This is a genomic window from Streptomyces spinoverrucosus, from assembly GCF_015712165.1.
In the GTDB taxonomy this organism is placed as follows: Bacteria; Actinomycetota; Actinomycetes; order Streptomycetales; family Streptomycetaceae; genus Streptomyces; species Streptomyces spinoverrucosus_A.
Genome location: NZ_JADPZX010000001.1, coordinates 3,550,090 through 3,570,959, shown reverse-complemented (window position 1 = coordinate 3,570,959; position 20,870 = coordinate 3,550,090). Strand labels below are relative to the sequence as shown.

Annotated in this window: 19 protein-coding genes; 16 read left to right on the top strand and 3 right to left on the bottom strand. The window is 69.0% G+C overall.

Annotated features, from left to right (window positions below):
- Positions 1-12 precede the first annotated feature (12 nt).
- From I2W78_RS16020 to I2W78_RS16010, 3 genes are read left to right on the top strand one after another with little or no spacing between them, the layout of a single operon-like run.
- Positions 13-2,301, top strand: a complete 2,289-nt coding sequence (locus I2W78_RS16020; protein ID WP_196460579.1) for a bifunctional polysaccharide deacetylase/glycosyltransferase family 2 protein — start codon at positions 13-15, stop codon at positions 2,299-2,301.
- On the top strand, positions 2,301-3,359 hold the full coding sequence (locus tag I2W78_RS16015) for an acyltransferase family protein (RefSeq protein ID WP_196460578.1): 1,059 nt from the start codon (positions 2,301-2,303) through the stop codon (positions 3,357-3,359). The genes I2W78_RS16020 and I2W78_RS16015 overlap by 1 nt, the downstream gene beginning before the upstream one ends.
- 23 nt (positions 3,360-3,382) lie before the next feature.
- Positions 3,383-4,075, top strand: a complete 693-nt coding sequence (locus tag I2W78_RS16010) for a demethylmenaquinone methyltransferase (protein ID WP_196460577.1) — start codon at positions 3,383-3,385, stop codon at positions 4,073-4,075.
- Between the two features lie 48 nt (positions 4,076-4,123).
- On the opposite strand, the gene I2W78_RS16005 is transcribed toward I2W78_RS16010, so the two are convergent.
- Both I2W78_RS16005 and I2W78_RS16000 read right to left on the bottom strand, forming a co-directional pair.
- Positions 4,124-4,435: a PASTA domain-containing protein gene (locus I2W78_RS16005; RefSeq protein WP_196464582.1), complete on the bottom strand. Its 312-nt coding sequence runs from the start codon at positions 4,433-4,435 to the stop codon at positions 4,124-4,126.
- Between the two features lie 159 nt (positions 4,436-4,594).
- A complete protein-coding gene (locus I2W78_RS16000; protein ID WP_196460576.1) occupies positions 4,595-5,101 on the bottom strand; it encodes a GNAT family N-acetyltransferase in 507 nt (168 codons plus the stop codon).
- Positions 5,102-5,198: 97 nt separating this feature from the next.
- Here I2W78_RS16000 and I2W78_RS15995 point away from each other — a divergent pair, with 97 nt between their 5' ends.
- Together I2W78_RS15995 and I2W78_RS15990 are read left to right on the top strand one after the other, a co-directional pair.
- Positions 5,199-6,485, top strand: a complete 1,287-nt coding sequence (locus tag I2W78_RS15995; protein WP_196460574.1) for a geranylgeranyl reductase family protein — start codon at positions 5,199-5,201, stop codon at positions 6,483-6,485.
- A gap of 177 nt (positions 6,486-6,662) precedes the next feature.
- Positions 6,663-8,351, top strand: a complete 1,689-nt coding sequence (locus I2W78_RS15990) for a hypothetical protein (protein WP_196460572.1) — start codon at positions 6,663-6,665, stop codon at positions 8,349-8,351.
- A 130-nt stretch (positions 8,352-8,481) separates the two neighbouring features.
- Here the strand turns inward: I2W78_RS15990 and I2W78_RS15985 are convergent, their stop codons facing one another.
- Entirely contained in the window at positions 8,482-9,324 is an 843-nt protein-coding gene (locus I2W78_RS15985; protein ID WP_196460570.1) for a C40 family peptidase, read from the bottom strand.
- Between the two features lie 714 nt (positions 9,325-10,038).
- On the opposite strand from I2W78_RS15985, the gene I2W78_RS15980 reads away from it, so the two are divergent.
- From I2W78_RS15980 to nuoK, 11 genes are read left to right on the top strand one after another with little or no spacing between them, the layout of a single operon-like run.
- Positions 10,039-10,398 carry an NADH-quinone oxidoreductase subunit A gene (locus I2W78_RS15980; protein WP_196460568.1) on the top strand — a complete coding sequence of 120 codons (360 nt, stop codon included), beginning with the start codon at positions 10,039-10,041 and terminating at the stop codon, positions 10,396-10,398.
- 13 nt (positions 10,399-10,411) lie between these two features.
- Positions 10,412-10,966 carry a NuoB/complex I 20 kDa subunit family protein gene (locus I2W78_RS15975; RefSeq protein ID WP_023547484.1) on the top strand — a complete coding sequence of 185 codons (555 nt, stop codon included), beginning with the start codon at positions 10,412-10,414 and terminating at the stop codon, positions 10,964-10,966.
- On the top strand, positions 10,963-11,718 hold the full coding sequence (locus tag I2W78_RS15970) for an NADH-quinone oxidoreductase subunit C (RefSeq protein WP_196460566.1): 756 nt from the start codon (positions 10,963-10,965) through the stop codon (positions 11,716-11,718). Before I2W78_RS15975 ends, I2W78_RS15970 begins: the two co-directional genes overlap by 4 nt.
- The gene (locus I2W78_RS15965; RefSeq protein ID WP_196460564.1) at positions 11,715-13,037 is read left to right on the top strand and encodes an NADH-quinone oxidoreductase subunit D; all 1,323 of its coding nucleotides are present in this window, start codon (positions 11,715-11,717) and stop codon (positions 13,035-13,037) included. Before I2W78_RS15970 ends, I2W78_RS15965 begins: the two co-directional genes overlap by 4 nt.
- On the top strand, positions 13,034-13,906 hold the full coding sequence (gene nuoE / locus I2W78_RS15960; protein WP_196460562.1) for an NADH-quinone oxidoreductase subunit NuoE: 873 nt from the start codon (positions 13,034-13,036) through the stop codon (positions 13,904-13,906). Before I2W78_RS15965 ends, nuoE begins: the two co-directional genes overlap by 4 nt.
- On the top strand, positions 13,906-15,255 hold the full coding sequence (nuoF, locus tag I2W78_RS15955; RefSeq protein WP_230885465.1) for an NADH-quinone oxidoreductase subunit NuoF: 1,350 nt from the start codon (positions 13,906-13,908) through the stop codon (positions 15,253-15,255). The genes nuoE and nuoF overlap by 1 nt, the downstream gene beginning before the upstream one ends.
- A complete protein-coding gene (locus tag I2W78_RS15950; RefSeq protein WP_196460558.1) occupies positions 15,252-17,756 on the top strand; it encodes an NADH-quinone oxidoreductase subunit G in 2,505 nt (834 codons plus the stop codon). Before nuoF ends, I2W78_RS15950 begins: the two co-directional genes overlap by 4 nt.
- On the top strand, positions 17,753-19,129 hold the full coding sequence (gene nuoH / locus I2W78_RS15945) for an NADH-quinone oxidoreductase subunit NuoH (protein ID WP_196460556.1): 1,377 nt from the start codon (positions 17,753-17,755) through the stop codon (positions 19,127-19,129). Before I2W78_RS15950 ends, nuoH begins: the two co-directional genes overlap by 4 nt.
- Complete coding sequence (nuoI, locus tag I2W78_RS15940) at positions 19,122-19,724, top strand: NADH-quinone oxidoreductase subunit NuoI (protein ID WP_196460554.1); 603 nt, start codon at positions 19,122-19,124, stop codon at positions 19,722-19,724. Before nuoH ends, nuoI begins: the two co-directional genes overlap by 8 nt.
- Positions 19,721-20,563 (top strand): NADH-quinone oxidoreductase subunit J, encoded by an 843-nt coding sequence (locus tag I2W78_RS15935; RefSeq protein WP_196460552.1) that lies wholly within the window; start codon positions 19,721-19,723, stop codon positions 20,561-20,563. The genes nuoI and I2W78_RS15935 overlap by 4 nt, the downstream gene beginning before the upstream one ends.
- Positions 20,560-20,859: an NADH-quinone oxidoreductase subunit NuoK gene (nuoK, locus tag I2W78_RS15930; protein ID WP_141309549.1), complete on the top strand. Its 300-nt coding sequence runs from the start codon at positions 20,560-20,562 to the stop codon at positions 20,857-20,859. The genes I2W78_RS15935 and nuoK overlap by 4 nt, the downstream gene beginning before the upstream one ends.
- Positions 20,860-20,870: the final 11 nt, after the last annotated feature.

Below are 20,870 nucleotides of genomic sequence, written 5' to 3'. Positions count from 1 at the left end.
AACGCCACCCACATGACGACGACATCCTCAGGCCCCGTCCGTTCCGCCCGCGGGCGCCGACGCGCCCCCACCCGCATCGAACGGGCGGCGGGCCGGGCCGCGGCACTGCAGAAACCGCGGGTCATCCTCGCCCTGCTGCTCCTGCTGGCGCTGACCAGCATCATGCTGCTCGACGGCTATCTGCGCGCCGAGGTCGGCGGCGACCAGCGGGTGCGCAGCGGCGCCAGCTCCAGCGAGGTCCCCGACGACATCCTCGACGGCGGCCCGATCCTGACCTTCCGCGGCGGGCAGGCGACCACCCTCTCCGTCCCGGACAAGACGATCGCGCTCACCTTCGACGACGGCCCGAACCCCACCTGGACACCCCAGGTCCTCGAGATCCTGGAGAAGTACGACGTACCGGCCACGTTCTTCGTGGTCGGGTCGATGGTGACGCGCTACCCGGACATCGTCGAGGAGATGGTCGAACAGGGCAACGAGGTGGGCATCCACACCTTCACCCACGTCGACCTGTCGTACCAGAGCGACGCCCGGATGCGGCGCGAGATGACGCAGACGCAGCTCGCGCTGGCGGGCGCGGCCGGCATCACGACGACGCTGTTCCGGGCGCCGTACTCCTCCGAGACGGACGCCATCGACAACTACAGCTGGCCCGTCTACCAGAAGCTCGGCGAGGACGGTTACACCAGCGTCTTCATCGACACCGACAGCGACGACTGGAAGCGGCCCGGTGTCTCGCAGATCATCAAGGGGGCCACGCCGAAGAGCGGCGAGGGCGCGTCGGTCCTCTTCCACGACGCGGGCGGCGAGCGGTCGCAGACGATCGAGGCGCTGCCCAAGTACATCGAGAAGATGCGGGCCAAGGGCTACACCTTCACCACGATCAGCGGGGTGATGCAGGAGCAGCAGGAGCAGCAGGAGCAGCAGGGTCAGGGGACCGCCGGGGCTCCCGGTATGGCGGGCGCCCCCGGCGGCGCCACGGGCGCGAACTCGCTCCAGGCCGCCCACCGCACCGCCACCGGCACCACCCTCTACGAGGGCAAGGCCCTGGTCGCGGCCGTCGCCGTCGCCGAGTGGACGGTCCCGGGCCTGGCGACCGGCCTCGCCGTCGTCGGTGTCGCCGTCATGGGCCGTTTCGGCATGATGCTGATCCTCGCCCGCCGCCACTACCGGCAGCGCAACAGACGCCGCTTCAGCTGGGGGCCGCCGGTCACCCAGCCGGTGAGCGTGATCGTCCCGGCGTACAACGAGAAGGAGTGCATCGCCAACACCCTGGAGTCACTGGCGCGGAGCACCCACCCGATCGAGATCATCGTCGTGGACGACGGTTCGACGGACGGTACGTCACAGATCGCGCGCGACGCGGCCGAGGCGCTCGGCATGACGAACGTCCGCGTCATCCGCCAGGAGAACGCGGGCAAGCCGGCCGCCCTCAACAACGGGGTGCGCAGCGCCAGTCACGACATCGTCGTGATGATGGACGGCGACACGGTCTTCGAGCCGGAGACCGTACGGCACCTGGTGCAGCCCTTCGCCGACCGGGGCGTCGGCGCGGTCGCGGGCAACGCCAAGGTCGGCAACCGCAACACGGTCATCGGGGCCTGGCAGCACATCGAGTACGTGATGGGCTTCAACCTCGACCGGCGGATGTACGACCTGCTGCGCTGCATGCCGACCATCCCCGGCGCGATCGGCGCGTTCCGCCGGGACGCGGTCCTTCAGGTCGGCGGGATGAGCGAGGACACCCTCGCCGAGGACACCGACATCACCATCGCCATGCACCGCGCGGGCTGGCGGGTCGTGTACGAGGAGCACGCGCGCGCGTGGACGGAGGCGCCAGGTTCGCTGAAGCAGCTCTGGTCCCAGCGGTACCGGTGGTCGTACGGCACCATGCAGGCGCTGTGGAAGCACCGCAAGTCCCTCGTCGACAAGGGACCTTCGGGGCGTTTCGGGCGGGTCGGGATGCCGCTGGTCGTCGTCTTCCAGATCATCACGCCGGTCTTCGCCCCGCTGATCGACGTCTTCACCGCCTACTCGATGATCTTCATCGACTTCAAGGCGGCCCTGCTGGCGTGGCTGGCGGTGCTGGGTGTCCAGCTGTTCTGTGCGGCGTACGCCTTCCGGCTGGACCGCGAGAAGTACCGGTATCTGCTGATGATGCCGCTGCAGCAGCTGGCGTACCGGCAGATGATGTACCTCGTCCTCATCCACTCCTGCGTCACCGCCCTGACCGGCGGCCGCCTGCGCTGGCAGAAGCTGAAGCGGACCGGTGAGGTGGGGACGCCCGCCGGGGCGAGCTGATGGGGACGCATCGCAGAGGCGGCCCGGCCGGGCGGGACCGCTACTTCGACACCCTGCGCGCGGTCGCGCTCGTCCGCGTGGTCACGTACCACACCTTCGGCTGGGCCTGGGCGGGCATGGTGTTCCCCTCGATGGGCATCATGTTCGCCCTGGCCGGCACGCTGATGGCGAAGTCGCTGGAGCGCCCGGCTGTGAAGGTGATCAGGAGCCGCATACGCAGACTGCTCCCGCCTTTCTGGTTCTGGGGTTTCTTCGTGGTCGTGGCCATGCTGGTCCACGACTGGATGCCCGGCTGGCAGATCGTCTTCTGGATCGTGCCGCTGGGTGATCCGCCGGGGAACGCCTGGGGTGAGCAGGCGTGGGAGATCCTGTGGTACCTGCGGACGTATCTGTGGTTCGTGCTGCTCTCCCCGGTGCTGCTGCGGGTGTTCCGGCTCGCGCCGATCCCGGTACTGCTGTCGTCCCTGGCCCCGATCGTGGTCTTCCAGTTCGTGTGGCAGCCGCCGGACAACCGCTTCGGCACCGGACTGCTGGACCTGGCCACGTACCTCTTCTGCTGGGTCCTGGGCTTCGCGCACCGCGACGGCGTGCTGCGCCGCCTGAAGCCGTTCGCGGTCGTGCTGTTCTCGCTGGGCGCGCTCGCGTACGGCGGCTGGTACGCGCTCGCGCACCAGGCGGAGTACGGCACGTACGACCTGGACGAGAACCCGCTCGCGCAGGCCTTCTGGTCGGCGGGCTTCGTGACGCTGCTGATGTGGACCAAGGCACACTTCGGCGTCGACTTCGCCGGGCTCGCGCGGCTTCGGCGACTGGACCGGATCGTCACCGTCTTCAACGCGCGTGCCGTCACGATCTACCTCTGGCACGAGATCGCGCTGATCCTGGCCGTGCCGCTGATCGACCAGTTCTGGAAGGTGCCGGCGTTCGAGGCGTATCTGCCGCTGGAGAGTCAGTGGTTCATGTTCGGGGTCGGGTGGATGCTGATCGGGGGATTCGTGCTGTTGTGCGGGTGGGTGGAGGATGCGGCCGCCAGGAGGAAGCCGCGGCTTCTGCCGTGAACGCGGGCTGCAAGAATGGGCCCGTGACCCGCGCTTCCCTGAACAAGCAGCCGCACGAAGTCGCCTCGATGTTCGACGACGTGGCGGAACGGTACGACCTGACGAACGATGTGCTGTCGCTCGGCCAGGACCGGGTGTGGCGCCGGGAGGTCGCGAAGGCGGTCGACGCGCGCCCCGCGCAGAAGGTGCTGGACCTGGCCGCCGGTACGGCCACCTCCTCGCTGCCCTTCACGCGGGCCGGCGCCTATGTCGTGCCCTGCGACTTCTCCCTCGGCATGCTCCAGGTCGGCAAGCAGCGCCACCCCTGGCTGCCGCTGACGGCGGGCGACGCGACCCGGCTGCCCTTCAAGGACGACGTGTTCGACGCCGTCACCATCTCCTTCGGGCTGCGCAACGTACAGGACACGGACGCGGCGCTGCGCGAGATGTACCGGGTGACCCGGCCCGGCGGGCGGGTCGTGATCTGCGAGTTCTCGCATCCGACGTGGGAGCCGTTCCGCAAGGTCTACACCGAGTACCTGATGCGGGCGCTGCCGCCGGTGGCCCGCGCGGTGTCCTCGAACCCGGACGCGTACGTCTATCTCGCCGAGTCCATCCGCGCCTGGCCCGACCAGCCCGCGCTGGCCGAGCGGCTGGGCAAGGCCGGGTGGTCGAAGGTGGCGTGGCGGAATCTGACGGGCGGGGTGGTGGCCCTGCACCGGGGGTTCAAGGTCTGACCGTGCCCCCGCGGGCTCAGCCGATCGCCGGCTCACCTGGTCGCCGGCTCACCTGATCGCCTCGAACGCGTCGCCGGGCTGGTCGAGCTCGCGTTCCATGCCGCCCCTCGGTGGCCTCGGCAGCCGCGGTTCCCGTACGCCCGCGCCTCCGCCGCCCTCGCCCTCCCCGAGGTCGAACCACACGGTGACCACCGCACCGCGCGGCACCTCGACGCCGGGCGGCGGGTACTGCCGTACGACATAGTCCACGACGGTGAGATGGAAGTCGGGCCGGTCGGGTGCGGTGAGCAGCACTCCCTGGGCCTCGGCTGTCTCACGGGCGTCCACGGCCATCAGTCCGACAAGCTTCGGCACGCGCACTTCGGGCGTCTTGCGTGTTATGCGCACAGATGTCACCCCCAGAGGTACTGGCAGCGTAACCGCCCGGGGGTGCCGTCCGGAAGCATCAAGTGTCTTTCCGTAGTCGACTGTTACTCTCCGTTACGGATTCAGGTTGTAGATCCAGGTCATAGGTCCCGGTCATAGATCCAGTCGGTAGCAGTGCGCCAGCATGTTGGTCGTGGGGGTGGTGAACGTCTCGGCGAGGTGCATACCGAGTCGCTCGGTGACCGCGATCGACCGGGTGTTGCGCGCGTTGACCATGGCCACCACGCTGCCGACGCCCGCCGCGCGTACCCGCTCCAGGGTCGTCCGCGCGGCCGCCGTGACGTACCCCTTGCCCCAGTGCTCCCGGCCCAGCCGCCAGCCGATCTCGATCTCGCCCGCCGGTCCCCACTCCCACGGCCACGGCTGCGCTCCGGTGAAGCCGATGACCCGGTCGTCGGCGTCCAGCATCGTCCACAGGCAGAAGCCGAGTTCGGCGTCGTGCTTGCGCTGGCGGGCGGTGAGCTCCTCGTAGACGGACAGCTCCGCGGGCCTGCCGCCGTGGAACTCCATGACGTCCGGGTGGTCGAACACCCGGTGCCAGGCGACGGCGTCCTCGTCGGTGGGGACACGCAGCCGTACCACGGGGAGAGCTCGGTTCACTGGGTATCCCTTCGGCAGGTTGATCAATTCTGCTGAATAGACTGCCCATGTCCAGTGCCGGTCGGCACACAGATTTCGAACTTGGGGAGATCCCGCCGTGGCCGAGTCTCTGACGGACAACACCGCCGATGTGATCGTCGTGGGCGCGGGCCCGGCCGGTTCCACGACGGCGTACCACCTCGCCAAGGCCGGACTGGACGTACTCCTCCTGGAGAAGACCGAGTTCCCGCGCGAGAAGGTCTGCGGCGACGGCCTTACCCCGCGGGCCACCAAACAGCTCGTGGCGATGGGCATCGACATCTCCGAGGAGGCCGGCTGGCTGCGCAACAAGGGGCTCAGGATCATCGGCGGGGGTGTGCGACTCCAGCTGGACTGGCCGGATCTCGCCTCCTTCCCCGACTACGGACTGGTCCGCAAGCGCGACGACTTCGACGAGCAGCTCGCCCGGCAGGCGCAGAAGGCGGGCGCGCGGCTGTACGAGCGCTGCAACGTGGGCGCGCCGATCGTGGACGACCGCACGGGCCGCATCACGGGCGTGCACGCCAAGCTGGGTGAGGAGAAGCGGGAGGTCACCTTCCACGCGCCGCTGGTCGTGGCCGCCGACGGCAACTCCACCCGCCTCTCCCTGGCGATGGGCCTGCACCGCCGCGAGGACCGCCCGATGGGTGTCGCGGTCCGGACGTACTTCGAGAGCCCCCGCCATGACGACGACTACCTGGAGTCCTGGCTGGAGCTGTGGGACCGGCGGGGGCCCGGTGAGGACCGGCTGCTGCCGGGCTACGGCTGGATCTTCGGCATGGGCGACGGCACCTCGAACGTCGGCCTCGGCGTACTCAACACCTCCGAGTCCTTCAAGGAACTGGACTGGCGCGAGGTCCTGAAGGCCTGGTGCGCCTCGATGCCCGAGGACTGGGGCTACACCCCGGACAACATGACCGGCCCGATCCGCGGCGCCGCCCTGCCCATGGCCTTCAACCGCCAGCCGCACTACACGCGGGGCCTGCTGCTCGTCGGCGACGCCGGCGGCCTGGTGAACCCCTTCAACGGCGAGGGCATCGCCTACGCCATGGAATCAGGCCAGATCGCCGCCGACGTCATCGTCCAGGCGCACGCCCGCCCGACTCCCGCGGGACGGGAGATGGCGCTCCAGCGCTACCCGCGTGTCCTGAAGGACACCTACGGCGGCTACTACACCCTGGGCCGCGCCTTCGTGAAGCTCATCGGCAACCCGAAGGTCATGAAGATCGCGACCCAGCGCGGGCTGACCCACCCCCTGCTGATGAAGTTCACCCTGAAGCTGCTCGCCAACCTCACCGACCCGACGGGCGGCGACGCGATGGACCGCATCATCAACGGGCTGTCGAAGGTGGCCCCGAAGGCGTGATCAGCGGGCCCAATGTGGCCCGTTGAGGACATTTGGGTCCATGGTGCGTTCGATGTTGGCGGAGTATGCGGGAATGTGATCCCGCTGTGATGTCTCTGTGGACAACGGACCGGCTGCGGCTCAGGTCGAAGGGGGTGTGCCCGCCCGGGCACACCCCGATCGACGAGAGAGCACCCGATGACACTCAAGTCAGCGTGGCGGACCGGGCTGTTCAGATCCGTGGGCCTGCTGGCCGCCACGGGTCTGGCCGCGGCCGGCCTCGTGGGAACCGCCCGGGCAGCGCCCGCGCCGCTGCCCGTGACGATCACCGGCGAGGACCGGGTCGACCTGTCGCTGGGCTCCGGCAACGAAGACGACACGGAACCGCAGGTCGACCTGCGGCTGAACGTCCCGGGTGAGGAGTTCGACGGCGACGGCGTCATCCCGCCCGTGTTCACCGGCGACCACACGATCCGTATCGACGCCTCCGAACTCGCGGGCGTCGCCTCGGTGAAGCTGCCCTGTGACGCCGACGGCCTCGTCGCGGTCTGCAGCGGCTACGAGCTGTACGCCGGCGAGACGTACAACCGCGTCGGCGGCATCCGGATCGACGTCAACGGCGACAGCCAGGCCGGCGACTTCGGCACCATCAAGGTCACCGGCGAGGGCGAGGGGCTTCAGTTCACGCCGCTCGACATCGACGTACTGGTGGGCGGCCCCGAGTTCGTCAACCACCAGCTGGCGCTGCCCGCCGGCCTCAAGGCGGGCGACACCTATGCGGCACCCGTGGGCCTGCGCAACAAGGGCGCCATGGACTCCGAAGGCGCGGTGCTGCGCTTCCACGGCTCCCGCGGCCTGTCCTTCCCCGACTCCTACGGCAACTGCGCCTACGCCGAGGTGACCACCGGGCCCCTGCTGGAGCAGGGCACGGAGGCGATCTGCACCTTCCCCGACACCATCGAGGCGGGCACCGCTTACGCGCTGACCGAGCCGCTGAAGGTGAAGACCGCCGACTTCGCCCTCTACGACGTCTTCAACTACGGCTTCACCGCGGTCACCCCGGCCGAGGCGAAGAGCCTGCGCGAGGCCAAGGACTACCGGCCCGGCAGCGGCCCGGACCTGAAGCTGAAGGAGGTCCCCGGCGCCGACCCGGCGGACTACTCCCGCTACGCCGAGCTGGACCTGCCCACGACGAACACCCACGACCTGGAGCTGACCGGCGCGTCGCTCAAGGGCGCCGCGGGTGACACCGTCACGGCGAAGCTCGGGTTCCGCAACAACGGCCCGGCCTGGATCAGCGCCCTGCGCTCGGGCGGTGAGCCGATCGGCTTCACGGTGGAGGTCCCCGAGGGGGCCACGGTCACCAAGGCCCCGGAGTCCTGCGGTGAGACCGACATCGCCGAGGACACCAAGGGCTACCTCTGCTGGGTGGACACCCCGCTGCTGGAGGACGCGGAGCTGAGCTTCCCGTTCGAGCTGCGCATCGACCGGGTGGTGGCGGACGCCAAGGCGAAGGTGGCGCTGCCCGACTGGGAGAACCCGTCCGAATCCGACAAGTCCAACGACACCGCCTGGATCGTCCTCAACGCCTCCGGCGACGAGGGCTCGACGGACGGCGGCACCGGCTCCGACGGCGGCACGTCGAACGGCGGCACGTCGGGCGGCGGTTCCACGTCATCCGGCACGGAGGGCGGCTCCGGCGGCAGCGCGGGAGGTGACACCACCGGTGGCGACTCGGGTGCCGACACCGACGGCGGTCTGGCACTCACCGGCGCCGGCGGTGTGACGCTGATCGCCGGGGGCGCGATCCTCGCACTCGGCCTGGGCACGGGCCTGGTCCTGTTCCTGCGCCGCCGCGCCGCGCACAACGGCGGCACGACCGCCTGACAGCTCTTCAACCCTGCGCCGACGGGTGCCGCTCCTCCCCGGAGCGGCACCCGTCACGTGTTTCGGCGGCGCCGACGGACAAGGGCCGCGGCCCCCGAGCGGCTGCGGCCCTATCCGTACCTTTTGTGCGTCAGAGCACCCGCACCGCGCCCGATGCCGGGTAGCCCGACAGGTCCTGGATGACGACACCCTTGGAGGGGTTGGCCGCGTCCAGGTACTGGCCGTTTCCGATGTACACACCCGTGTGGTACGCCGAGCCCTTGCCGCCCCAGTACAGGATGTCGCCCACCTGGAGGTTGGACAGGGAGACGTCCGTGCCGACCATCGACTGGTCCTGCGACACGCGCGGAAGGTCCACGCCGACCTGTCGGAACGCCGCCTGGACCAGGCTGGAGCAGTCCCAGGCGTTGGGGCCGGTGGCGCCCATGACGTAGGCGTCGCCCAGCTGTGCCTTGAGGAAGGAGATGACCGTCCCGACACTGCCGCCGACCGGTACGTCCACGCTCGTGTCGGTGCCCACGGACGCGGACGCGGAGAGGGTCTCTCGCTCGGCGTCGCGAGCGGCACGCTCGGCGGCGGCCTTGCGCGCCTCCTCGGCGGCCTTCTTCCGGGCCTCCGCCTTCTTCTTGGCCTCGGCCAGGTCGGCCTTGGCCTCCTTGGCGGCCTGGGCGGCGGCCGCGTCACGCTCGGCCTGCAGCTCGTAGTTCGCGGCGGCCAGCTGCGTGGCGTCCGCCGACCGGGCGACCTGAGCGGACAGGTCGGCCGTGAGGGTGGGCAGTTCGAGCGTCTGCGTCACCGGCTCGGCAGCGGTCGCCGAGGCCGAGGCGCCGGCCACTGCCACGGTGCTGAGGATGCCACCGGCAACTCCGGCCCGCATCGCCATCTTCGACGTGCTGGGCTGGCGGGGTTTCCGGTGGCTACGTATGTGAGCGGTGTGGGACATGGGAATAACCGGTATCAGGGGCTCCTCCATACCTTCAAGAAACGTGTGGTCCGCCACAGTTGTTCAATCCGGGGCCCGAATCCCTGGCGTGTCGCCCTTTATTGACGCCGTAACGGACATTGCGGACGCTCGCCATCAAGCCTGTGATCATGGGCTTTCTTCGTTACGCCCGAATTGCCCCGCACCTACCACTGGTTGGGACAGTTGGCCAACCCCGCTTCTCAGGGCCCTCTCATGAATGTGGCCGAGGTCACGGAACGGTTACCGGAGTCGGCGCGTCCGGTGCCCGGAATGGCCGTCGCCGGGCTCGTGAACGCGTGCACGCGTCCACACCTCGCGCCCGACTCCCTCTGATGTGTGAACGCGTCCCACTATCAGGCCCCGGCGTCCAACTCCAATTTGCATGCAGAGGAAGTCTCTTGATATTGAGACGCCCCTCGCCAGCTGCGCCGACGAGCGAAAATGTCACCTCTGGTGATCACTTGGACGCTTCATGTGTGAAGATCGCCGATCATCCGACTTCATGATCGTTCATCAGGTGGTGGAGATCACAAAGCTTGTGCAATACCCCGTGTCGCAGATCACAGAGCGGCGGGCATAAGATGCGAGGCAGTTGGGCTTGTGACCTGCTTCACATGTTCTCGATCTTCGCCGGGGCGAGCGGGGCTTGTGGGACTGGTGAGCAGGAAGTGAGCCCAGTGCAACCCGCCAGCAGTCAGTGCCGACTGAGAGGAGCGAGGAGCGGTGAACGCTTATGTGCCCATCCTCGTACTGGGAGCCCTCGGGGCAGGCTTTGCGATCTTCTCCGTGGTCATGGCCACGCTGATCGGTCCGAAGCGGTACAACCGCGCCAAGCTCGAGGCCTACGAGTGCGGTATCGAGCCGACCCCCACGCCGGCCGGCGGCGGGCGCTTCCCCATCAAGTACTACCTGACGGCGATGCTCTTCATCGTCTTCGACATCGAGATCGTCTTCCTCTACCCGTGGGCCGTCACCTTCGACGCCCTGGGTGTGTTCGGGCTCGTGGAGATGCTGCTCTTCGTGCTCACCGTCTTCGTCGCCTACGCGTATGTGTGGCGGCGCGGCGGCCTGGAATGGGACTGAGGGGCCTTTAGTCATGGGACTCGAAGAAAAGCTGCCGAGCGGATTCCTGCTGACCACCGTCGAGCAGGCCGCGGGCTGGGTGCGCAAGGCGTCCGTCTTCCCCGCCACGTTCGGCCTTGCCTGCTGTGCCATCGAGATGATGACCACCGGCGCCGGCCGCTACGACCTGGCCCGGTTCGGGATGGAGGTCTTCCGCGGGTCACCCCGCCAGGCGGACCTGATGATCGTGGCCGGCCGGGTCAGCCAGAAGATGGCGCCGGTGCTGCGGCAGGTCTACGACCAGATGCCGAACCCCAAGTGGGTGATCTCCATGGGGGTGTGCGCGTCCTCCGGCGGCATGTTCAACAACTACGCCATCGTCCAGGGCGTCGACCACATCGTCCCGGTCGACATCTATCTCCCCGGCTGCCCGCCCCGGCCGGAGATGCTGATGGACGCCATCCTCAAGCTCCACCACAAGATCCAGACCTCCAAGCTCGGCGTGAACGCCGAGGAGGCGGCCCGGGAGGCGGAGGAAGCGGCGCTCAAGGCCCTGCCGACGATCGAGATGAAGGGGCTGCTGCGATGAGCGACGCGAACGGCACCGGCGGAGCCTCGAACGGGGTCAACCCGGAGAAGGACCTCTCCGCCGAGAACCTCCCCGGCCAGCGCGGCCAGGGCGGTGAGGAGATCCGCGTCCAGCGCGGCATGTTCGGCGCCAACAACGGCGGCGACACCTCCGGCTACGGCGGCCTGGTCCGCTCGGTCCGCCTCCCGGGTCCGGCCACCCGTCCCTACGGCGGCTGGTTCGACGAGGTCGCCGACGAGTTGGAGGGCGCCCTGGAGGAACAGGGCCTGCTCCCCGACAACGCCATCGACAGGACGGTCGTCGACCGCGGCGAACTCACCTTCCACATCGAGCGCGAACACCTGGTCCGCGTCGCCCGCACCCTGCGCGACGACCCGGCCCTGCGCTTCGAGCTGTGCACCGGCGTCAGTGCCGTCCACTACCCCAGCGACAAGGGTCGCGAGCTGCACGCCGTCTACCACCTGCGCTCGATCACCCACAACCGGCTGATCCGCCTCGAAGTCAGCGCCCCCGACAGCGACCCGCACATCCCGTCGCTGGTCGCCGTCTATCCGACCAACGACTGGCACGAGCGCGAGACCTACGACTTCTTCGGCATCGTCTTCGACGGTCACCCGGCCCTGACGCGGATCATGATGCCGGACGACTGGCAGGGCCACCCGCAGCGCAAGGACTACCCCCTCGGCGGCATCCCCGTCGAGTACAAGGGCGCCCAGATCCCGGCTCCGGACCAGCGGAGGTCGTACTCATGAGCACGCAGCACGCAACTCCGCGCGAGACCACCGAAGGCACCGTCTACACGGTCACCGGTGGCGACTGGGACGAGGTCGTCCAGTCCGCGGCCCGCGCCGACGACGAGCGCATCGTCGTCAACATGGGTCCCCAGCACCCCTCCACCCACGGAGTGCTCCGGCTGATCCTGGAGATCGAGGGCGAGACGGTCACCGAGGCCCGGTGCGGCATCGGCTATCTGCACACCGGCATCGAGAAGAACCTGGAATTCCGCACGTGGACGCAGGGCACCACCTTCGTCACGCGCATGGATTACCTGACGTCCTTCTTCAACGAGACCGGCTACTGCCTCGCCGTCGAAAAACTCCTCGGCATCGAGGACGAGATCCCCGACCGCGCCACGATCATCCGGGTGCTCCTCATGGAGCTGAACCGGCTGTCGTCGCATCTGGTGTGCATCGCCACCGGCGGTATGGAACTGGGCGCCACCACGATCATGATCTACGGATTCCGTGATCGTGAAATGATTCTCGACATCTACGAGCTCATCACGGGCCTCAGGATGAACCACGCGTACATCCGCCCCGGCGGACTCGCCCAGGACCTGCCACCCGGCGCGGTGGACCAGATCCGCGAGTTCGTGAAGAAGATGAAGAAGAACCTCCCGGAGTACGACAAGCTCGCCACCGGGAACCCCATCTTCAAGGCCCGGATGCAGGACATCGGCTATCTCGACCTGGCCGGCTGCATGGCCCTCGGCGCCACCGGCCCGATCCTGCGCTCCGCCGGCCTGCCGCACGACCTGCGCAAGGCCCAGCCGTACTGCGGCTACGAGACCTACGACTTCGACATCCCGACCGCCGACACCTGCGACGCCTACGGCCGCTTCCTGATCCGCCTGGAGGAGATGCGCCAGTCGCTCAGGATCGTCGAGCAGTGCCTGGACCGGCTGCAGCCCGGTCCGGTCATGGTCGCCGACAAGAAGATCGCCTGGCCCGCCCAGCTCGCCCTGGGACCGGACGGACTGGGCAACTCCCTGGACCACATCAAGAAGATCATGGGCACCTCCATGGAGGCCCTGATCCACCACTTCAAGCTGGTGACCGAAGGCTTCCGCGTCCCGCCGGGACAGGCGTACACGGCGGTCGAGTCACCCAAGGGCGAACTCGGAGTGCACGCCGTCTCCGACGGCGGCACCCGTCCCTACCGGGTCCACTTCCGTGACCCGTCCTTCACCAACCTGCAAGCCATGGCGGCGATGTGCGAGGGCGGCCAGGTCGCCGACGTCATCGTCGCCGTCGCGTCCATCGACCCCGTGATGGGAGGCGTCGACCGGTGACCACCTCTTCTTCGGAGCGGGGCGTCAGCCTGGGCATGCCCGATCTGCCCGCGCCCGACTACCCGGACGACGTTCGAGCCCGGCTGGAGCGGGACGCGCGCGAGATCATCGCCCGCTACCCCGACTCCCGGTCCGCCCTCCTGCCGTTGCTGCATCTCGTGCAGTCGGAGGAAGGCCATGTCACGCGCACCGGGATGCGGTTCTGCGCCGAGATGCTCGACCTGACCACGGCCGAGGTCACCGCCGTCGCCACCTTCTACACCATGTACCGGCGCAAGCCGAGCGGCGACTACCAGGTGGGGGTGTGCACCAACACCCTGTGCGCGGTGATGGGCGGTGACGCGATCTTCGAGGCGCTTCAGGAGCACCTCGGCGTCGGCAACGGCGAGACCACCGACGACGGCAAGGTCACCCTGGAGCACATCGAGTGCAACGCGGCCTGCGACTTCGCGCCGGTCGTGATGGTCAACTGGGAGTTCTTCGACAACCAGACCGTTCAGAGCGCGAAGCGTCTGGTGGACGACCTGCGCGCGGGCGCGCGGGTCGAGCCGACCCGTGGGGCGCCGCTGTGCACGTTCAAGGAGACCGCCCGGATCCTGGCGGGCTTCCCCGACGGGCGTGCCGGGGCCGTCGAGGCCACGGGCAGCGCGGGACCGGCGTCGCTGGTGGGTCTCCGCCTGGCCAGGGGAGAGACCGCACCCGCGCGCGTGGTCCACCCACGGGAGGGCGGCCCGGACGACGAGCCGCAGGACGGCGCCGTCCACGAGCCGTCACCGGCGGAGCACCTCAGCTCGCACGACGCGCCGCAGAAGACATCGGCATCCGACCCAGCCCACCCGGCAGGGCCTACCGCCGAGGAGGGGGAGTGATGACGTTGGCACCCGAGCTGAAGGACCCGAGCCCCGAGAAGCTGCTCGCACCTGTGCTGTCGTCCTTCTGGGACGAGGACGGGTCCTGGACGCTGGACGTCTACCGAAGGCACGAGGGGTACGAGGGACTCCGCAAGGCGCTCGCCATGTCGCCCGACGACCTGATCGCCTACGTGAAGGACTCCGGGCTGCGTGGCCGCGGCGGGGCCGGATTCCCGACGGGAATGAAATGGCAGTTCATTCCCCAGGGGGATGGAAAACCGCACTATCTAGTTGTCAACGCCGACGAATCGGAGCCCGGAACCTGTAAGGACATCCCGCTCCTCTTCGCGAACCCGCACAGCCTCATCGAGGGCATGATCATCGCGTGTTACGCCATCAGGTCGTCGCATGCCTTCATCTATCTGCGTGGTGAAGTCGTCCCCGTACTGCGGCGGTTGCACTCAGCCGTCGCTGAGGCGTACGCGGCGGGCTACCTCGGCAAGAACATCCTGGGCAGTGGGCTCGACCTCGACATTACGGTGCACGCCGGCGCGGGCGCGTACATCTGCGGTGAGGAAACTGCACTGCTCGACTCGCTCGAAGGCCGCCGGGGTCAACCGCGGCTTCGTCCCCCCTTCCCTGCTGTCGCGGGCCTCTATGCGTGCCCGACTGTTGTGAACAACGTCGAGTCGATCGCCTCGGTTCCCGCCATTCTGAAAAACGGCAAGGAATGGTTCAGGTCCATGGGCAGCGAGAAGTCGCCCGGCTTCACGCTCTACTCGCTCAGCGGCCACGTCGCGAGCCCCGGCCAGTACGAGGCGCCGCTCGGCATCACCCTGCGCCAACTCCTCGACATGAGCGGCGGGATGCGGCCCGGCCACCGGCTGAAGTTCTGGACGCCGGGCGGCTCCTCGACGCCGTTGCTCACCGACGAGCACCTCGACGTCCCTCTTGATTACGAAGGAGTGGGTGCCGCGGGTTCCATGCTCGGCACCAAAGCCCTGCAGTGCTTCGACGAGACGACCTGCGTCGTCCGCGCCGTCACCCGCTGGACCGAGTTCTACGCCCACGAGTCCTGCGGCAAGTGCACGCCCTGCCGTGAAGGAACGTACTGGCTGGTGCAGTTGCTGCGGGACATCGAGGCCGGCAAGGGCGCGATGAGCGATCTCGACAAGCTGAACGACATTGCCGACAACATCAACGGCAAGTCCTTCTGCGCCCTCGGCGACGGTGCCGCCTCGCCGATCTTCTCCTCACTGAAGTACTTCCGCGAGGAGTACGAGGAGCACATCACGGGCCGTGGCTGCCCGTTCGACCCGGCCAAGTCGACGGCCTGGGCCGACCACCGTACGGAGGTGAACGCATGACTGTGACCACGAGCGCTCCCTCCGGTGGGGGAGAGGCGGCGGTTCCGCCGCAAGACCTCGTCACGCTGACGATCGACGGCATCGAGATCAGTGTGCCCAAGGGCACCCTGGTCATCCGGGCCGCCGAGCAACTCGGCATCGAGATCCCGCGGTTCTGCGACCATCCCCTCCTCGAACCGGCCGGTGCCTGCCGCCAGTGCATCGTCGAGGTCGAGGGCCAGCGCAAGCCGATGGCGTCCTGCACCATCACCTGCACCGACGGGATGGTGGTGAAGACCCACCTGACCTCGCCGGTCGCCGAGAAGGCGCAGCACGGCGTGATGGAGCTGCTGCTCATCAACCACCCGCTGGACTGCCCGGTCTGCGACAAGGGCGGCGAGTGCCCGCTGCAGAACCAGGCGATGTCCCACGGCAACGCCGAGTCCCGCTTCGAGGGCCGGAAGCGGACCTTCGAGAAGCCGGTACCGATCTCCACGCAGGTGCTGCTGGACCGTGAGCGGTGCGTGCTGTGCGCGCGCTGCACCCGCTTCTCCAACCAGATCGCGGGCGACCCGATGATCGAGCTGCTGGAGCGGGGCGCGCTGCAGCAGGTGGGCACCGGTGAGGGCGACCCCTTCGAGTCGTACTTCTCCGGGAACACCATCCAGATCTGCCCGGTCGGCGCGCTCACCTCGGCGGCGTACCGCTTCCGCTCCCGCCCGTTCGACCTGGTCTCCTCGCCGAGCGTCTGCGAGCACTGCTCCGGCGGCTGCGCGACGCGCACCGACCACCGGCGCGGCAAGGTCATGCGGCGGCTCGCGGCGAACGACCCCGAGGTCAACGAGGAGTGGATCTGCGACAAGGGGCGATTCGGGTTCCGGTACGCGCAGCTGAAGGACCGCCTGGAGACACCGCTGCTGCGCAACGCCGAGGGTGAGCTGGAGCCCGCGTCCTGGCCGGAGGCGCTGCAGATCGCCGCCCAGGGGCTGCTCGCCTCGCGCGGCCGCACCGGTGTCCTGACCGGCGGTCGGCTGACCATCGAGGACGCGTACGCGTACAGCAAGTTCGCGCGCGTGGCGCTCGACACCAACGACATCGACTTCCGCGCGCGCGTGCACAGCGGCGAGGAGACCGACTTCCTCGCCGCACGGGTCGCCGGACGCGGCCGCGACCTCGACGGTACGGGTGTCACATACACCTCCCTGGAGAAGGCGCCCGCGGTCCTGCTGGTCGGGTTCGAGTCGGAGGAGGAGGCGCCCGGCGTCTTCCTGCGGCTGCGCAAGGCCTGGCGCGGGCACGGACAGAAGGTGTTCTCGCTGGCCACGCACAGCACGCGCGGCCTGGAGAAGGCCGGCGGCACGCTGCTGCCGGCCGCTCCCGGCACCGAGACCGAATGGCTGGACGCGCTCGCGAGCGGCGTCGGCCTGGAGGGCGACGGTGCGCTGGCCGCCGAGGCGCTGCGCGCCGAGGGCGCGGTGATCGTCGTGGGGGAGCGGCTGGCCGGGGTGTCCGGTGGCCTCACCGCCGCCGTGCGGGCCTCGTCCGCGACCGGCGCGCACCTGGTGTGGATCCCGCGGCGGGCCGGGGAGCGCGGCGCGATCGAGGCGGGCGCGCTGCCGTCGCTGCTGCCGGGCGGGCGTCCGGCGATCGACCCGCGCGCGCGGGAGGAGGTCGCGGTCGCCTGGGGCGTCGCCGAACTCCCCATGCGGTACGGCCGTGACACCGGCCAGATCGTCGAGGCCGCCGCGACCGGTGAACTCCAGGCCCTGCTGGTGGCCGGTGTGGAGGTCGCCGACCTGCCCGACCCGGCACGCGCGCGTGAGGCGCTCGGCGAGGTCGGCTTCCTGGTGTCGCTCGAACAGCGGCCCAGCGAGGTCACGGAACTCGCGGACGTGGTCCTGCCGGTCGCCGCCGTCGCCGAGAAGGCGGGCGCCTTCCTCAACTGGGAGGGCCGGGTCCGTTTCTTCGAGGCCGCGCTCAAGCCCGACCAGGTGACCCGCCGGCTGGCGCCCGCCGACGCGCGCGTACTGCAGATGCTGGCCGACGCCATGGACGTACACCTGGGCCTGCCGGATCTGCGGACCGCGCGCGCGGAGCTGGACCGGCTCGGCGCCTGGGACGGGCCGCGGGCAACCGAGCCGCTGGAGAGCGCGGGCGCGCTGCCGCGGCCGGCCGCCGGGGAGGCCGTCCTCGCCGGGCACCGGCTGCTGCTCGACCAGGGCCTGCTCCAGGAGGGCGACGAGGCGCTCGCCGGGACACGGCACGCCGCACGCGCGCGTGTGTCGCCCGCCACGGCCGCCGAGGCGGGGGTCGAGGAGGGCGATGTGCTCGCCGTGACCGGGCCCGCCGGAAGCGTCCAACTGCCGCTTCGGATCACCGAGATGCCCGACCGCGTGGTCTGGCTGCCGCTGAACTCCGTCGGCGGGGGCGTCGCCTCCGACACCGGGGCGCTGCCCGGCTCCCTCGTCCGCATCGGCCCGGCGACGCTCGCCGCTCAGGCCCCCGAGGAGGTGGAGGCATGAGCCCGTACCTCGCCGCTGAAGACCTCTCCATGTTCGGCCGCGACCCGTGGTGGCTGGTCGCCATCAAGGCGGTCTTCTGCTTCGCCTTCCTGATGGTGACCGTGCTGTTCTCCATCGTCTGGGAGCGCAAGGTCGTCGCCTGGATGCAGCTGCGCATCGGCCCCAACCGGCACGGCCCCTGGGGCATGCTCCAGTCGCTCGCCGACGGCATCAAGCTGATGCTCAAGGAAGACGTCATCGTCAAACGCGCGGACAAGGTGGTCTACGTCCTCGCGCCGATCGTCGCGGCCATCCCGGCCTTCATGGCGATCGCGGTGATCCCGTTCGGGCCCGCCGGCAACGAGATCTCGATCTTCGGCCAGCGCACCACGATGCAGCTGACCGACCTGCCGATCGCGATGCTGTACATCCTCGCGGTCGCCTCGGTCGGCATCTACGGCATCGTACTGGCGGGTTGGAGTTCTGGATCCACCTATCCGCTGCTCGGCGGTCTGCGCGCCTGCGCGCAGATGATCTCGTACGAGATCGCCATGGGCGCCGCGTTCGCCTCGGTGTTCCTCTACTCGGGCTCGATGTCGACGTCGGCGATCGTCGACGCGCAGGCGGACCGCTGGTTCGTGATCCTGCTGCCGGTCTCGTTCCTGGTCTACATCGTGACGATGGTCGGCGAGGTCAACCGTGCCCCGTTGGACATGCCGGAGTCCGAGGGCGACCTGGTCGGCGGCTTCAACACCGAGTACTCGTCGATCAAGTTCGCGATGTTCATGCTCGCCGAGTACATCAACATGGTGACCGTCTCGGCCGTGTCCGTGACGCTCTTCCTGGGCGGCTGGCGGGCGCCCTGGCCGGTCAGCACCTTCTGGGAGGGCGCGAACCACGGCTGGTGGCCGATGCTCTGGTTCGTCGTCAAGGTGCAGCTGCTGCTGTTCTTCTTCATCTGGCTGCGCGGCACGCTCCCGCGGGTCCGCTACGACCAGCTGATGAAGCTCGGCTGGAAGGTCCTCATCCCGGTCGCCGTGGTCTGGCTGATGCTCGTCGCGACTGTGCGGGTCCTGCGGAACGAGGGCTACGCCTTCAGCGATATCGCGCTCTATGTCGCCGGTGGTGTCCTCACCCTGCTTCTGCTCTCGTTCGTCGTGGACTTCTTCCGCGAGCGGGCCAAGGCCGCACCCGAACCGCCTGCCCAACAGCCCGCCTTCGACCCGATGGCCGGTGGATTCCCCGTGCCCCCGCTGCCCGGACAGGAGCTGCCGCCGGTACCGCGGCGCCGCTCGCGCCGGGAGCGGGACCTGATTGTCAGTGGTGGGCCCGATACTCAGAGTGATGGATCTCTGGGTGGATCTACGGATGGAAAGGAGGCGTCCGATGGCTGAGGAGCCCAAGGAGACCAAGCCCGGTTTCCAGAACCCCGTGGCCGGCTTCGGCGTGACCTTCAAGGCCATGTTCAAGAAGCGGCTGACCGAGCAGTACCCGGAGCAGCAGAAGACCACGGCCCCCCGGTTCCACGGACGGCACCAGCTCAACCGCCATCCGGACGGCCTGGAGAAGTGCGTCGGCTGCGAGCTGTGCGCCTGGGCCTGCCCCGCCGACGCGATCTACGTGGAGGGCGCGGACAACACCGACGAGGAGCGCTACTCGCCGGGCGAGCGGTACGGGCGCGTGTACCAGATCAACTACGCCCGCTGCATCCTGTGCGGCCTGTGCATCGAGGCGTGCCCCACGCGCGCGTTGACCATGACGAACGACTTCGAGCTCGCCGACTCCAGCCGCGCCAACCTCATCTACACCAAGGAGCAGCTGCTGGCCGGCCTCGAAGAGGGCATGGTCGACTCGCCGCACGCCATCTACCCGGGGATGGACGAACAGGACTACTACCGGGGCCTGGTGACGGAGGCCGCGCCCGGCACGGAGCGGCAGGTCGCCCACTCCAAGGGCGAGAAGCCCACGGACCAGGGGGTGGACGCATGAGCGCACAGCTCGCCGCCTACACCACCTCCACGGGAGAGGCCGTCCAGTTCTGGATCCTCGGCACGGTCGCGGTGATCGGCGCCCTGTGCACCGTCTTCATGAAGAAGGCCGTGCACAGTGCGCTCTGCCTGGCCGGCACCATGATCGTCCTGGCGGTGTTCTACCTCGCCAACGGCGCGTACTTCCTCGGCATCGTGCAGATCGTCGTCTACACCGGCGCGATCATGATGCTGTTCCTGTTCGTCGTGATGCTGGTCGGTGTCACCGCGGCGGACTCACTGAAAGAGACCATCAAGGGCCAGCGCTGGCTGGCCCTGCTCTGTGGCCTCGGCTTCGGCATCCTGCTCGTCGGGGGCATCGGCAACGCGTCCCTGACGGAGTTCAACGGCCTCGGCCAGGCCAACGCGAGCGGCAACGTGGAGGGCCTCGCGGCCCTCATCTTCACCAAGTACGTCTTCGCCTTCGAACTCACCGGCGCCCTGCTGATCACGGCCGCCGTCGGCGCCATGGTGCTGACCCACCGCGAGCGCACCGAGCGCGCCAGGACCCAGCGCGAGCTGGCCGAGCAGCGCGTCCGCGAGGGGAAGCACCTCCCGCCGCTGCCGGCGCCCGGCGTGTACGCGCGGCACAACGCCGTGGACATCGCGGGCCTGCTGCCCGACGGCACCCCGTCCGACCTGACGGTCAGCAAGACGCTGCGCGAGCGCGGCCAGATCCGGGACGTGTCCACCGAGGCGCTCAACGACCTGCGGGCCCTTGAACAGCGCGCGGAGGAGCGGCTGGAGCGGAACGCGATCGAGCCGCCCACGTTCAAGCGGACCGAGGAGGCGTCGAAGTGAACCCCGTCTACTACCTCTATCTCGCCGCCCTGTTGTTCACGATCGGCGCGACGGGTGTGCTGATCCGGCGGAACGCGATCGTGCTGTTCATGTGCATCGAGCTGATGCTCAACGCCTGCAACCTCGCGTTCGTCGCCTTTTCCCGGATGCACGGCAATCTCGACGGCCAGATCATCGCGTTCTTCACGATGGTCGTCGCCGCGGCGGAGGTCGTGGTCGGGCTCGCGATCATCGTGTCGCTGTTCCGTTCCCGCCACTCGGCCTCGGTCGACGACGCCAGCCTGATGAAGCTCTAAGGGGTCGCTGA

Coding starts and splice junctions, on each gene's coding strand:
- I2W78_RS15965 (WP_196460564.1), top strand. CDS start 11,715: ATGAGCACGCAGCACGCAACTCCGCGCGAGACCACCGAAGGCACCGTC.
- I2W78_RS15990 (WP_196460572.1), top strand. CDS start 6,663: ATGACACTCAAGTCAGCGTGGCGGACCGGGCTGTTCAGATCCGTGGGC.
- I2W78_RS16015 (WP_196460578.1), top strand. CDS start 2,301: ATGGGGACGCATCGCAGAGGCGGCCCGGCCGGGCGGGACCGCTACTTC.
- I2W78_RS16020 (WP_196460579.1), top strand. CDS start 13: ATGACGACGACATCCTCAGGCCCCGTCCGTTCCGCCCGCGGGCGCCGA.
- nuoF (WP_230885465.1), top strand. CDS start 13,906: ATGACGTTGGCACCCGAGCTGAAGGACCCGAGCCCCGAGAAGCTGCTC.
- I2W78_RS15985 (WP_196460570.1), bottom strand. CDS start 9,324: ATGGAGGAGCCCCTGATACCGGTTATTCCCATGTCCCACACCGCTCAC.
- I2W78_RS15950 (WP_196460558.1), top strand. CDS start 15,252: ATGACTGTGACCACGAGCGCTCCCTCCGGTGGGGGAGAGGCGGCGGTT.
- nuoI (WP_196460554.1), top strand. CDS start 19,122: ATGGCTGAGGAGCCCAAGGAGACCAAGCCCGGTTTCCAGAACCCCGTG.
- I2W78_RS15970 (WP_196460566.1), top strand. CDS start 10,963: ATGAGCGACGCGAACGGCACCGGCGGAGCCTCGAACGGGGTCAACCCG.
- I2W78_RS15935 (WP_196460552.1), top strand. CDS start 19,721: ATGAGCGCACAGCTCGCCGCCTACACCACCTCCACGGGAGAGGCCGTC.
- I2W78_RS15975 (WP_023547484.1), top strand. CDS start 10,412: ATGGGACTCGAAGAAAAGCTGCCGAGCGGATTCCTGCTGACCACCGTC.
- nuoH (WP_196460556.1), top strand. CDS start 17,753: ATGAGCCCGTACCTCGCCGCTGAAGACCTCTCCATGTTCGGCCGCGAC.